Consider the following 14,121-nt stretch of genomic DNA (forward strand, 5'->3'; position numbering starts at 1 on the left):
GTAACCCCCTACGCGCGCTGTGATTCAATAAAGTCGGCTAAGCTGGCCACACTGAAAAAGTGTGCCTTGGTCGCTTCGGAGTTGGCTTCAATTTTTACATCGAACTGTTTCTTTATCGCTAAGCCCAGTTCTAGTGCATCTATCGAGTCTAAGCCTAAGCCCTCACCAAAAAGGGGAGCGTCGGTGTCGATATCGTCGATGCTGACGTCTTCAAGATCGAGGCAATCAATGATCAGTTGTTTAATTTCGTTTTGTAAGCTCATAATTATTATCAAATTGTTGTTTATAATAGTTTTCAAGATCTCGAGTCAGTTGACGCGCCATCTTGGCTTCGCCGCCTGGGCCAGCATCATACCCGATATGGGCAATGGTTTCGCCTACTTCCACATGCATGCCTATGGTTTGGCGAGGTATTTCATACCAAGGCTGCTGTTTGGTGAGGCCAACGGCATTGGTGCGCAATACAATTGGGATCAGGTCTGTTTTTGTCCGCAGGGCGATATTGGCCGCCCCGCGCGCAAATGGGTTGATGATGGCTCCTTGTTGAGTACGGGTGCCTTCGGGGAAGATGATTAGGCAAGTGCCCTGACGCAACATCGCTTGGCAATCTTTTAAGAGTAGATCAGCACCGCGATTAGGGATATAGCCGGCGCTAGAAAGCACGACCCGTATAAGCGGGTTACGCCACAAGCTTTGCTTAACGATACAGCCCACATTGGGCATCAGGCTAATAAGCACCACCACATCCACCAGTGTGGGATGGTTGGCGATAATCACTTTGCCCTTAGCGCCATTTAGGCGATGCAGATCTTGGCAGGTCACTTTGATTACCCCAGCCCAAGTGAGCAAGGTGACAAAGCCGCCAAACATCCTATGAACTGTGCGCTGCACGCGCGCGGCACGTTGCTGTGGATTGCTTGAGCATATCCTTAGCACAGGGATCACAGTCAAAGAGAGCAATAAACCACCGAGGCCGAAAGCCACATAACAACTGACGCCTGCTAACCAGCGCGGAATATAGGCCAGTGAGTGTAAACCTGTGCCTGTTGTGCTAGCCATGGGAGAGTTGCCAGATGAAGCGGTTTAAACGCCCATATAGGGGGTGTTTGCAGGCGATAGCATGGAGCAGCTGGCCATAACTTAAGGGTGGCGCATCGAGATACTGTTGGGCGCTGGGTTGGGTGTGTAATTGCAGTAACATGGCCGGTGGCGAGTCAGGCGTTGGCAGCGACAATTGCAGCGCGATAGCGATAGGCAGCTCAGGTTCATGGGTGAACTCTTTATACACATCAGAGACTGGCTCATCGCCAAACACCAGCAGCAGATCGCTATTATCTTCACAAAGCTGGCCATAAGCCTCAATAAGAGCTTGTTCCAGCGTAGTTTCGCTGGCGGCGATAGAGGTTGAGGGGGCGCGGTTATGGGTCAAAATACTAAAGATACCGCTAGCAGTATTATGTACCGATTGGCTAAAGCCCATGGGGGAAATGGGCTGTTCTTGCACAATATCTTCGAGGAGTTCGACGGTGCGGTTAAGCTCGCCATGACGCGAAGCGAAAATAGTGCGGCATTGATCAGGGGCATCACATTGAAATGCCGCATCGAGCAGCATTTTGGTCAGCTTGCTAAAGCGTCGACGCTGCATCGCAGGTATTTGAGACAGTTTGGGTGTACTCGCCAGATCATTTTCATCGCCGAGCGACTGAGGCCATTGTTGCCAATCGGCTATCTGTTGGTAGCGAGGTGACCAAGCACCTGACGACTGGATCCTAAAGGTTAACTGCACTGCTTTGCCTCAATCTGCAGCATACGGCTGCGTTTTCCATAACAGGGGAATGGGCTTTACGCCGCATCAATTGTGCCATTGTACACCGATATGTAGAGAAAAAGCACGATTTGCGCTATGTCGATGTTGCCCTGTTATGGTGATGATTATGGTGCGTACAGCTAGATAACATGCTGTGCTAGTTACAGTAAAAAAACCGCCAAATGAGGCGGTTTTTTTAGGTGTTGGCTGTGACTACTCTTGCAGTTGTTTTTTCAGCTTACGCAACGCCATTTTGACTTTTTTGCTGTTTTCGGGGCCCATGCGGATCATCAATTTTTGTGCATTGGGTAACGATTCTAGCTGTGGATCGACAAACTTATAGTTAACGCTAACGCTATTGAGCTCAATCGCTTGTTCAATAATGGGTGCAGCAAGCATCACGTTGATGGCGTCGATCATGCGTTCGTTAAAGCTGCCATTACTGTAACCGAGCTCCTCAAACGCTTGGTTAAGTAGTGGCGTTAACTGTTCATAGGTGGTGACGAGTTGCTGCTCATCAAGATTGCTAATAAAGTCGGCGTAGAGATCGTATCTGTGGTAACTATCTGGGTTTAGGTATGTTTTATTACTCACATCTGAAACCGTAAACTGGCTCTTGGGCGCCTTAAGTGGACTGACTTTGCGGGCTAACTCCCCTTGGGCGATATTATCGACGAACACCACAAAGTGTCTGATGATATCTTTTTCAACTAAAATAGGGTCGATTTTCATGCCGTTAGCGACGTCGAGTGTTTTAGCGGTCACATAACTATCACTGTCAGCGAGCGTGGGGATGGGCTCAACTTGTGGCGTTGTGACTTCCGCTACAGGCGGCTCAACAACGGGCTCAGGCTCAGCTTCGGGCTCTGGCAGATTGGCATCGGTGGGTAACGGCTGCTCGGGGACGATTTCGGGCAAGGTCACAGCCGTTGGTTGCTCTGGCTCAGATTGGGTTTCTTTGCTGTCAAAGAAATAATAAGCGCCAGCGGCCACGATCAGCAAAATCACCACAACAGCAATCGTTAGCGCGCTGGCACCACCACGTTTTTCTTGCGGGGCAATTCTATCTTCTTGACTGACTTGCATGTGAGTTCCTTGAAAAATAGCTCGTGTGTAGGAGGGGCCAACACAGCCTCTCTTCATTCTGCAAAATTCAGTCGACTTGTCTAGTGAAGTTGACTGAAATAAAAAATATTTAACTTCAACAGAGGGTATAACCCAAGTTATAGCACTGATTAGGCTTGTACATATTGCTGCCTGTTCCCGAGCCAGCGCGTGATGATGGCATCGACATTATCGGGAGCCTGCTGCATCACGTGTTGCGCCAGTTTTTGGATATTGGGGATCAAGGCTTGATCGCGGATAAGATCGGCGATTTTCATGTCGACAAGACCAGTTTGTTTAGTGCCTAGGACCTCACCCGGCCCGCGTATTTCGAGATCTTTCTGCGCGATAACAAAACCATCATTACTGTCACGCAGTACGCCTAAGCGCTTAGTCGCAGTTGCCGACAGCGGCGCCTTATACATGAGGACACAGTGACTGGCAATGGCGCCACGGCCAACACGTCCCCTGAGCTGATGCAACTGTGCTAGACCTAAGCGTTCGGGATTTTCGATGATCATTAAGCTGGCATTGGGCACATCGACGCCCACTTCAATCACAGTCGTGGCAACCAATAATTGAATTATCCCTGCTTTGAAGTCGGCCATAATGGCTTGTTTTTCTGCGGGCTTCATCCGCCCATGTACCAGGCCTATCGCCAACTCTGGTAGTTGCTGCTTGAGTTCCTCTGCGGTGTCTTCGGCCGCTTGGCACTCTAACACTTCCGACTCTTCAATTAGGGTGCAGACCCAATAGGCTTGGCGATTATGTTGCAGCGCGGCTTGGCGCACTCGCTCAATCACTTCGGCTCGCCTGCTATCGGATACCGCCACCGTGGTCACAGGGGTTCTGCCGGGCGGTAGTTCGTCGATAATAGAGGTGTCTAAATCGGCGTAGGCGGTCATGGCTAATGTGCGCGGGATAGGCGTGGCTGTCATGATTAATTGATGTGGATGAAAGCCCTGACTGATCCCCTTTTCACGTAGCCCCAATCGCTGGTGCACGCCGAACCTGTGCTGCTCATCAATAATGATCAGGGCTAGGTTATTAAATTCGACCTTGTCTTGAAAAATCGCGTGGGTACCGATAACGATATGGGCCTCACCGCTTTTTATCATGTCCAAAGATTGGCTGCGCGCCTTACCTTTGAGCTTGCCCGCTAACCAACCCACGGTTAATCCCAGTGGCTCAAACCAAGTGGCAAAGTTATTGGCATGTTGCTCTGCCAGTAGTTCGGTGGGCGCCATCATGGCGACTTGATAGCCGCTCTCAATCGCTTGTAGCGCTGCCAATGCGGCAACTAAGGTTTTTCCCGATCCCACATCGCCTTGCACTAAGCGCATCATTGGATGTTGCTGGCGTAAATCACTCTTGATCTCTGCCACCACACGTTGCTGGGCTCCAGTTGGACTAAAGGGTAGTGTGGTTAAAAACGGATTGATCAGTTGGCCGCTCCCCGCGAGCGATACGGCCGTATCGCGATGACTACGTTGTCTTAGCCGTAACATACTCAAATTGTGGGCCAGTAGTTCTTCTTGGATCAAGCGCTGCTGCGCCGGGTGTGTGCCTTGTTCGAGCGTAAAAGGATCGGTGCCTGTGGGTGGCCGATGCAGTAATTTGAGGGCCTCGATGAGCGACATTTGATTAGGTCGCAGTGCTGGCGGTAATAACTCGGCGAGTGCACCACTGTCGAGTAGTGACAAGGCTTGGTCGGTCAATTTTATCCAGCTGGCTTGCTTTAGCCCTTCGGTCGTGGGGTAGATAGGGGTAAGTGTTTCACTGAGCCCTGCATCGCTGGCGCCATGAATGAGCTTATATTCAGGGTGGATGATCTCTACCGAATGTTTAGCGCGGCGCACTTCGCCATAGGCGCGAATAGTGGCCCCATTTTCTAAACCGTTACGCTGGGCGACGGAAAAATTAAAGAAGCGTAAGGTCATCATGCCGCTGTCATCGCGTACGGTGCAGGTGAGCATACGTTTGCGGCCTTGAATAATTTGCGATGACTGAATTACGGCTTCGATGGTGCCATAGCTACCGGGGTAAAGCGCGGCAATCGGGTATATCTGGGTGCGGTCTTCGTAGCGCAGTGGCAGATGAAATAGGAGATCTTGGACTGTTTTTATGCCGAGCTTCTCTAGCCGCTGCGCCATTTTAATCGCAACGCCTTTTAGCTCTGTAACAGCCATAAGATCGAGTCTATCCACGCTTTATACCCATTTGATTCATTGAGTCATTTAAACCACTATTGGCTCAATCACTGTAAATATATACATATATTATCAGAGTTTACTCTGAACGCAATCTTAGTCAAATTGGCGTGCAGTGGGCTGGTGACAGTCCGAGGGAAAAGGAATGCGTGGTGAAGCGTGAGAGGGGTGAGGCAAATGCAAATAGACCTAGGACTCTTGCCTAGGTCTATTTGTTGAGCTATTGGGTTTGGTTGCCTTGTTTAAGGCAGCTCCTTTAGCCGCTTTATCCCATGGCGCTATTAATGAGATAACCCATGTAGGCAAGGTAAGCCACTAGCAGTAAAGCGCCTTCGCGGCGGCCAATACGCAAGCCTGTCCACGCCACGGGCAGTAAGATCAGCGCCAGCGCCAGCATCACGCTCATATCGATAACCTGTAAGCCACCTGAGGTGATAGGGTGTACAAGTGCGGTAACACCTAAAATACCCAATATATTAAAAAGGTTAGAGCCAACAACATTACCGATGGCGATATCGCTTTCGCCTTTACGGGCCGCAACCACCGATGTCACCAGTTCTGGCATGCTGGTGCCTATCGCGACTATGGTCAGGCCGATGATGAGTTCGCTAACCCCAAATTGCTGCGCCAGTGTCACCGCGCCATCGACAAACAGCATACCACCGCCAACCAGCATGCTGATGCCTATGGCGATGAGCAGAGTCGCTAATAGCGGATGCACTGAACTCGAACCTGGAATATCGTCGGCTCCTTCCCCTTTACTGCTGATATAGCTAAAGCCTAAATAGGCCACCAGCAGTGCAGTGAGCAGTGCACCATCGAGCAGGCTGACATCGCCATCGCTAATTAACCCCCAAAACAGTAGGCTGGCACCGATCATGATAGGGATATCCCGTTTGATCATTTGCGTCTGTACCTGTATTGGCCGAATAAGGGCAGTGATACCTAAGATCAAGCCAATATTGGCGATGTTAGAGCCGATAACATTACCAATGGCGATACCTGGGTTGCCAGCTAATGCAGATTTAAGGCTTACAGCCAGTTCAGGTGCACTAGTACCGAATGCAACAATAGTTAATCCTATGATTAAAGGTGCAATTCCTAACTTTAATGCCACCGAGCTAGCACCGCGTACCAAGGCTTCTGCCCCTGCGGTCAGGATAATAAAACCACCGATAATGGCTAATAAAGTCAACATGGTTACCTCCAATAAACGTTAGGCGGCAAGGATAGGCTTTAACACTCGGAAGGCAACTAAAATTTCGCACAGCCAAGATTAAATTTTATTTAAGATAAGCGGTTAAATTAACAGTAAAAAAGCACGTCTTAGACGTGCTTTTAGGTGTTACACCGATTAATTTCTGTCTAAGGGCTTAAAGCTCATCTTCCCAGCGGATTTTACCGCCGCGCAACCCATCGACTTTGGCGCTAAAGCGCTCCTCAAGTACGTGGCGTTTGATCTTGAGTGTCGGCGTGAGCACATCGTTGTCGATATCCCAAGGCTCACTGACGACCACTATGGCATCGACGGTTTCGTGAGACTCTAGATGCGGATTCACACTGTCGAGTGTGGCTTTGAGAGAAGTGCGGATCTCCTCTTTAGGCTGCATGGCAGCACCCTCAGACAGTTGCACTAAGGCGATAGGATGCGGTAAGCCAGAGCCTATGATGCAGATCAGCTCAACATGAGGATCTTGTGCCAACTTACGCTCAATGGGGACTGGAGCCACATATTTGCCTTTAGAGGTTTTGAAATTGTCCTTAACTCGCCCGGTGATGGTCACATAACCCTCGGCATCGATAGCGCATAAGTCTCCGGTGTGGAAATAGCCATCGGCATCGAAACTACTGGCACTGGTTTCGGGCTGTTTATAATAGCCACTCATTAGGCCTGGGCTTTTAACTAACAGCTCACCATTGTCGGCTTGTTTTATGCTGCAGCCTTCTACTGCACGGCCGACAGAACCAATTTTACTCGCATTGAAAGGGTGGTTAATGATGGAGTAAGCGCTGTTTTCAGTCATGCCCCACGCTTCGCAAATATCGAGGCCTATCTTGTGATACCAAGTGATCAGTGAAGGTGGAATTGGCGCGGAACCCGATCCCAGTAGATTACAGTGTTCAAGCCCTAATCCTTGGCGAATTTTTCGCTTAACGATACTGCTGATAATAGGGATCTTTAGTAAAAAATTCAGTTTGCTATAGCCAATTTTATCGATAATGTTTTTCTGAAATAGGCTCCAAAGTCTTGGCACGGAGAAAAATACCGTGGGTCTGGCACGCTTAACATCGTCGACAAAACTGTCGAGGCTTTCTACGAAGGCCACACTACTGCCAGAATAAAATGAGGAGCCTTCCATCGCCACTCGTTCGGTAATGTGTGCCAGTGGCAGGTACGACAGCAGTCGGTCTTCTACATCGGTTTTAAGATCGCGCACCACGGCTTTACAGGTCCATTCAAAACTGGCGAATGTTTGTATCGCCCCTTTAGGCTTACCGGTAGAGCCGGAGGTGTAGATGATGGTCATTATCTTATCTGGGGTGATAACCGGTGCGTCGATTAATGGCTGGCCCAATTTGAGTAGACTGTTCCATTGGTATTGCGCGGGCATGGTGTCATAGGGCATCGCCATGCGGAGGATATCACCACCGACGCCAGCTTCTTGATCGGCCCAGTAATCGAGTTTACCAATGAAAATAGCTTTGGCTTCGCTGTGTTCTAGCACATAGCGAATAGTATCGGCGTTTGCCGTTGGGTAAATGGGGACGCTGATATAGCCGCCATGCATTAATGCCAGATCGGTAATAAACCATTCGGCGCAGTTTTTCGATAAGACGGCAATCTTTTCACCTGGCTGCAGGCCAAGGTGACGCAGCGCTCCAGCAATTTGCTGCATTTTTTGCTGTACTTCTCGCCAGCTAAAGTCGACGTATTGGCCGTTGATGGGTTGTCTTAGGTAGGTGCTGTCGCCATAAAGATCGACCCAATGCTGCAACATGTCGACCGGAGATTTAAAGTGTGAGTCCATCTGCAATTCCATAGTTATCCGTAAGTGAAAGTAAGCGCATCGAGTTGTTCTGTTTATGTGTGCGCGCTTGTTGAGTATGGCGAAAAATGTGATCTATGACAATTGTTTTGCTTGAATAATAAACGAATTGTCATAGATTTAGGCGTAGGGATAACCTGAGGAGTGGCGTCACATTATGACTAGGCGACTTTATTGCTCTGCGTCGGGATCGGGGGCGCGCATCCGTTGCCACCAGGTGTCATCGGCCACAATTTGTCCCTGATCATCGATGCGTGGGTAGGGGATATTTTTGCGTCGACAAGCCTTGGCGTAAATAGGGTGCCCCTGTTCAAATAGCATGGTTTGGCAGTAAGCATCATCTAAGGTGCGCGTGCCATACATGCCAGCGTGTTCGCGTTGACGCTGAGCCTCGTACATGATTAATGCCGATGCGACCGACACATTGAGTGATTGCACCATGCCCACCATAGGAATAATGATGTGCTGATCGGCAATCGCAAGGCCTGCGTCACTGACTCCATCGCGCTCGTTACCCATGATCACTACCGTAGGTTTAGTGTAATCAATCTCGCGAAAATCCACCGCGCTGGGGGAAAAGTTGGTCGCTAACACCTGCATGCCTTGTTGAGCAAATTGGGCCGCAGCTTCATCCATATGATAGTGCTTGATGGTGTTTACCCATTGCTGACTGCCCGAAGCAGTATTACCCGATACTCGCATCTCAATGTCAGGCCACACGGCATGGATTTGATGGATACCTACGGCATCAGCTGTGCGAATAACCGCAGCAATATTATTGGTTTTATGGACTTTATCGAGGCAAACAGTAAGGTCGGTTTGGCGATTGTCTAGCATCTGATTGATGCGGGCGAAGCGTTCTGGGCTCATGGCGATAGGGATTACTTGTAGATCAAAAGTATAAAGGGCGCCGCGGCGCCCTCAAGGGTAATGGCTAAATTAAAGCTCCATCACTCCGTCCATTTCAACTAGCGAATCTTTCGGTAGCTGTTTAACGCCAATGGCGGCGCGGGCAGGATAAGGTTGCTCAAAGTAGCGCCCCATTATCTCATTTACGGTTGCAAAGTTGCTCAGGTCGGTCATATAGATATTGAGTTTAACGATATCTTGTAGTGAACCACCAGCGGCTGCGCAAACGGCGGTTAAATTATCAAATACCTGAACTACTTGGGCTGCAAACTCATCACTGACCATCTGCATAGTTTCAGGATTTAACGGGATCTGGCCAGAAAGGTACACTGTGCTGCCCACTTTAACTGCTTGAGAATACGTACCGATAGCCTGTGGGGCTTTGTCGGTTGCGATAATAATCTTCTCTGCCATAAACTTTTTCCTACTTGTCGTTATTAATAGTTGTCGTTATGCCGACGGGGTTAATAAATACAGGTTAAGCGCCGCGCAACTTAACGATTGCGCGAGGTACGCAATACTTCGGGTAGCACCCGAATACGACGCATCACATTGGCTAAATGGACTCGGTCGGTCACCGAGATCCGTAAGTTAATCAAAAAGACTCTGCCATCGCGCTCTTCGGTACTCAAGTTATGAATATTGGAGCCTTCGGCGGCCACGATAGAGGTGATTTTTGCCAGTGCGCCTTGATGGTTGACAATTTCGATACGCAAATTAGCTTGAAATTCAACCCCTTCGGCGTTATCCCAATGCACGGGGATATATTTATCGGGCTCACCTTGGTAGCCACGAATATTGGCGCAGCTTTCCATGTGCACCACCAACCCTTTACCTGGGCTAACATGAGCAATAACAGCGTCGCCAGGAATGGGGCGACAACAGTTAGCAAAGGAAACCAGCATCCCTTCGGCGCCGCGAATGGGCATCATATTGGCTTCTTTATGTTCTTGCACCTCTATTCTGTCACCTTTAAGGCGCTGTGCAATAACAATGCTCATGGCATTGCCTAGACCGATATCGGCGAGTAATGACTCTAGACTCTTATGTTTGGTTTCACGCACCACTTTGTCAATCTGTTCAGGGGCAATGTCTTTAAGTTTGACATCACCTAATGCATGATTGAGTAGACGTTTACCTAAAACCACCGCCTCATCTTCCTTGAGACTCTTGAGTAGTTGTCTTATCTTGGCGCGTGCCTTACCTGTGACGACAAAGTTAAGCCAGGCTGCGTTGGGTCTGGCACCTTTAGCGGTAATGATTTCGACGGTTTGCCCCGAAATCAATGGCTGACTCAAGGGATACGCTTGGCGATTGACGCGCGCGCCGACACAAGTGTTACCCACATCGGTATGCACTTCATAGGCAAAATCCACCGGCGTCGCCCCCACAGGAAGCTCCAAGATACGCCCTTCTGGGGTGAAGACATAAATCTCTTCCGGGAACAGTTCAGTCTTAAAGTTTTCTACAAATTCAAAGGAGGTGCTGGCGCTTTGTTGCAGCTCCAATAGGCTTTGCATCCACTTGCGTGCACGCACTTGGGTGGTGGTGCCTTGCTGTTGCGTGCCGGCGCCTTTATAGAGCCAGTGAGCCGCGACCCCTTTGTCAGCCATCTGATCCATATCTTCGGTACGAATTTGTACTTCAACAGGGACCGCATGGGGGCCAAACAGCGAGGTGTGCAGCGATTGGTAGCCGTTCGCTTTAGGAATGGCAATATAATCTTTAAAACGCCCAGGACGTGGCTTGTATAAGCTATGCATCGCGCCCACCACTCGATAACAGGTATCTATGGTGTCGACTATGATGCGGAAGGCATAGATATCCATGACTTCTTGAAATTGGAGTTCTTTATTACGCATCTTGTTATAGATGGAATAAAGGTTTTTTTCTCGCCCCTTTACCGTGCCTTTGATGCCCGCATCTTCTAAGCGGGTTTTTATTGCCACTTCAATGCGCTGGATCAGCTCTTTACGGTTACCACGAGCCGCCTTAACGACCTCTTTGAGTACGCGATAGCGCATCGGGTAGTAAGCCTGAAAACCTAAATCTTCGAGCTCGGTCTTAATGTTGTGGATACCTAAGCGGTTGGCGATCGGCGCGTAAATCTCTAAGGTTTCACGGGCGATACGGCGACGTTTGTCGGGACGCAGTGCACCTAAGGTACGCATATTGTGGGTGCGGTCGGCAAGTTTGATTAAGATGACGCGAATATCTTGGGTCATCGCCATCATCATCTTGCGAAAGTTTTCTGCTTGGGCTTCTTTTTTATCGCGAAACTTGAGTTTGTCTAGCTTAGAGACGCCCTCGACCAGCTCACCAATGGCGGGGCCAAAAAGTTCGGACAGCTCTTCTTTGGTGACCGGGGTATCTTCGATAGTGTCGTGCAGCAGAGCGGCCATTAGCGTCTCATGATCGAGACGCATATCGGCCAGGATGCGAGCAACCGCAACCGGATGGGTAATATAAGGTTCGCCACTGGTACGCATTTGCCCTTCATGGGCATCGCGCGCAACCTGATAGGCCTGCTTGAGTAATTCTACTTGCGTCGGTTCTAAATAAGCTGACGCAGACTCCTTGAGACCTTCAAACAGATACAAGTGGCAGCACTCCCTTATATAGCGTTGCGGCCTTCAGCGATGGCAGCAACAGCAGCAATTTCTGCCGCTTCACGTTCGCGCACAGTTTGACGCTCATCGGCATCAAGTGTGTCAGCGGTGACTAAACCAAGTTCGATTTCGCGCAGGGCGATAACCGTTGGCTTGTCGTTCTCTTCTTCAACCATAGGGTCTTTACCCTGCACGGCGATTTGGCGAGCACGACGCGCTGCAACCAGGATCATATCAAAACGGTTGCCGATTTGGTTTACGGCGTCTTCTACAGTTACGCGAGCCATGTGTTGAAACTCCAGTGATTATGGGTGAAAAAATGACGCAAAATTATACATTATGACAGTTAGTCTGCCAACAGATCGTTAAGCATATCATTTAGAGTATGAATTTGACCAGCGCGAGTAAGGCGTTGGCTACGAATAATTGCTTTTAAATCGACCTGAGCTTGCTCAAAGTCGTCATTGACTATGATGAAGTCGTATTCACCATAGTGTGAAATCTCAGAAGTGGCTTGTGCCATGCGGCCAGCAATCACTTCGCTACTGTCTTGACCTCGGCCAGTAAGACGGCGCTCAAGTTCAGCTTTTGACGGCGGTAAGATGAATACCCCTATGGCCTCTGGCATCATCTGTTTCACCTGTTGCGCGCCTTGCCAGTCAATATCGAGAAACACGTCGATCCCTTGGGCGAGCATCACTTCAATCGCTTCGCGAGAGGTGCCGTAGTAGTTACCAAACACTTCAGCCCACTCAAAAAAAGCTTGTTTTTCAATAAGCGCTTTAAATTCATCAACCGAGACAAAGTGATAATGTTGGCCGTCGACTTCCCCCACACGTGGCTGGCGCGTAGTATGCGATACAGACACTTTCATATCGGCAGGATTATCCTGCAAAATAGCGCTAAGAAGAGAAGACTTACCGGCACCACTAGGCGCTGAAATAATAAACAGGTTTCCGCGAGCGGTCATGAGCGTGCTATCCAAAAGCTGATTGATTTAGGTAGCCAGACATTATACAGCCTAGCGGTAAAATTAGGCTAGTGATTTAGCCTATTAGTGTCACTGTTTGTCCGCCAAAGTGGGTAATTTATGGTAGTTTTTAAGTTCTAGCTCAGAGTCGATAGCGTAGACTCTTGGCTGAACCTGTGAACCGATAGCCAATGTAGTAGGATTTTTATGCAGTTTAATACCTTTTTTTGTCGTCAAGGCGTGGATAGCAGTGTGCGTTTTGCGCTGATCAATCTCGCCGCATTCTTTGCCGTATTGATTTTCTATGTGCTACTAAACGGCCATGTATCGCTATTGTTAGTTGGGCTGGCTGCGGCATTGTTTGCTAGCTTAAGTGCTAAGCGTCGGTTGCAAGGTCGGCCCATCATATGGGCTTTTTTGCCTGTGCCTGGGCTGATATTGTTGAGTGTTGGCCTGATTAATGAAGCTAATACCATAGTTATTGGTTGTGGTGTGTTACTGGAGTTGGCAGCCTGCGTGTTTGTGGTGCTGCAAGCGCCAGCTAAAAGCCAATTTACGGCAAGCTGTTACGGCTATCAGGGGCCATTATCACCGGCGAATCGCCGCGTAAGGCGTGTCGAGCCTGTGATTGCTGGCGATGCGCGCGACGCTGTTATGCCCCTTGAGCTTGATGATGACCCCAATGAGCGCCCCTATCGATATCAGGGGCATCAAGCTAATGACCAACAATCTTATGAGCATGCTATCGGCTCTAGTACTCACAGCGCGAGTACACATAATAGTGAAGCCCTCGCAAGTATCATAAAGGTGATAGGTCAAGGTGCTTTGCGTGCCATTAAGGTGATTAAAGCCCGGCCCCGAGCCAGTTTGCTTGGCGCTGGCAGCTTGATGTTAGTGAGCGCATTAGTGTTAATGTGGTCGGATGAACCTAGCTCTACCCAGAGTGTGCAGCAGAACAGCGCCGAAGCATCAGGTAGCATAAACCAAACGGCCTCTTATCAAGAGGCAATAATGCCCGACGGTTTTAGCATACTACTCGATGAAGATGTGCTGATGATCAGTTGGTTGGGTGAGCGCGGCGAGCCAGGATTATTGTGGTCATTAGCCACTGGTAAAGGGGATAGTAGCTGCCAAGAGTTAACCTTTAATAATGGTGCTCAATATCGCCCGATGGAGGTGAGTTTATTGCCTGACTCATCGACGTTAGCCCGATTTTCGCCGCTCGATACCCGAGCCATTCTTAACGATGTCGCCATGCGCGGCAGCCTTAAGTTGTGTGGGTATCAGTTTAGTCTCAAAGGCAGTCAGGCGGCATTGGCGAAACAAGCGGCGTTTCGTCCCTATCTTTAGGCTAATGTTCAACACTATGAACGGGTGATTAATCGGCGAGATCTATTACAGCTAGCTTTATACAATAGGGGGGAATGGCGGCTATTGGCGCTGGTGTTCATCGTCATAACTGATT

General features: G+C 49.3%; 13 protein-coding genes. 1 reads left to right on the forward strand and 12 read right to left on the reverse strand.

Annotated features, from left to right (window positions below; translation table 11 throughout):
- Window positions 1–8: 8 nt before the first annotated feature.
- The 12 genes from AC5YB1_RS03200 to gmk form a co-directional block, all read right to left on the reverse strand.
- Window positions 9–263, reverse strand: coding sequence for a phosphopantetheine-binding protein (locus AC5YB1_RS03200; protein WP_110457601.1), 255 nt, complete (start codon window positions 261–263; stop codon window positions 9–11).
- Window positions 241–1,059 (reverse strand): lysophospholipid acyltransferase family protein, encoded by an 819-nt coding sequence (locus AC5YB1_RS03205; RefSeq protein ID WP_494520697.1) that lies wholly within the window; start codon window positions 1,057–1,059, stop codon window positions 241–243. Before AC5YB1_RS03205 ends, AC5YB1_RS03200 begins: the two co-directional genes overlap by 23 nt.
- Window positions 1,052–1,786: a beta-ketoacyl synthase chain length factor gene (locus AC5YB1_RS03210; RefSeq protein WP_494520698.1), complete on the reverse strand. Its 735-nt coding sequence runs from the start codon at window positions 1,784–1,786 to the stop codon at window positions 1,052–1,054. The genes AC5YB1_RS03205 and AC5YB1_RS03210 overlap by 8 nt, the downstream gene beginning before the upstream one ends.
- 234 nt (window positions 1,787–2,020) lie before the next feature.
- A complete protein-coding gene (locus AC5YB1_RS03215) occupies window positions 2,021–2,893 on the reverse strand; it encodes a DUF3014 domain-containing protein (RefSeq protein ID WP_494520699.1) in 873 nt (290 codons plus the stop codon).
- Window positions 2,894–3,042: 149 nt separating this feature from the next.
- A complete protein-coding gene (gene recG, locus AC5YB1_RS03220) occupies window positions 3,043–5,118 on the reverse strand; it encodes an ATP-dependent DNA helicase RecG (protein WP_494520700.1) in 2,076 nt (691 codons plus the stop codon).
- Window positions 5,119–5,386: 268 nt separating this feature from the next.
- The gene (locus AC5YB1_RS03225) at window positions 5,387–6,319 is read right to left on the reverse strand and encodes a calcium/sodium antiporter (RefSeq protein ID WP_494520701.1); all 933 of its coding nucleotides are present in this window, start codon (window positions 6,317–6,319) and stop codon (window positions 5,387–5,389) included.
- Between the two features lie 175 nt (window positions 6,320–6,494).
- Window positions 6,495–8,150, reverse strand: a complete 1,656-nt coding sequence (locus AC5YB1_RS03230) for an AMP-binding protein (protein ID WP_494520702.1) — start codon at window positions 8,148–8,150, stop codon at window positions 6,495–6,497.
- A 189-nt stretch (window positions 8,151–8,339) separates the two neighbouring features.
- Window positions 8,340–9,038 carry a tRNA (guanosine(18)-2'-O)-methyltransferase TrmH gene (gene trmH / locus AC5YB1_RS03235; RefSeq protein ID WP_494520703.1) on the reverse strand — a complete coding sequence of 233 codons (699 nt, stop codon included), beginning with the start codon at window positions 9,036–9,038 and terminating at the stop codon, window positions 8,340–8,342.
- A 69-nt stretch (window positions 9,039–9,107) separates the two neighbouring features.
- On the reverse strand, window positions 9,108–9,491 hold the full coding sequence (locus tag AC5YB1_RS03240) for a RidA family protein (protein ID WP_494520704.1): 384 nt from the start codon (window positions 9,489–9,491) through the stop codon (window positions 9,108–9,110).
- 80 nt (window positions 9,492–9,571) lie between these two features.
- Window positions 9,572–11,677, reverse strand: coding sequence for a bifunctional GTP diphosphokinase/guanosine-3',5'-bis pyrophosphate 3'-pyrophosphohydrolase (gene spoT / locus AC5YB1_RS03245; protein ID WP_494520705.1), 2,106 nt, complete (start codon window positions 11,675–11,677; stop codon window positions 9,572–9,574).
- Between the two features lie 14 nt (window positions 11,678–11,691).
- Window positions 11,692–11,973, reverse strand: a complete 282-nt coding sequence (rpoZ, locus tag AC5YB1_RS03250; protein ID WP_012275521.1) for a DNA-directed RNA polymerase subunit omega — start codon at window positions 11,971–11,973, stop codon at window positions 11,692–11,694.
- A gap of 59 nt (window positions 11,974–12,032) precedes the next feature.
- A complete protein-coding gene (gmk, locus tag AC5YB1_RS03255; RefSeq protein ID WP_475515091.1) occupies window positions 12,033–12,656 on the reverse strand; it encodes a guanylate kinase in 624 nt (207 codons plus the stop codon).
- A 207-nt stretch (window positions 12,657–12,863) separates the two neighbouring features.
- Here gmk and AC5YB1_RS03260 point away from each other — a divergent pair, with 207 nt between their 5' ends.
- The gene (locus AC5YB1_RS03260; protein WP_494520706.1) at window positions 12,864–14,006 is read left to right on the forward strand and encodes a hypothetical protein; all 1,143 of its coding nucleotides are present in this window, start codon (window positions 12,864–12,866) and stop codon (window positions 14,004–14,006) included.
- Window positions 14,007–14,121 lie beyond the last annotated feature (115 nt).

This window comes from Shewanella sp. 433 (genome assembly GCF_059338565.1).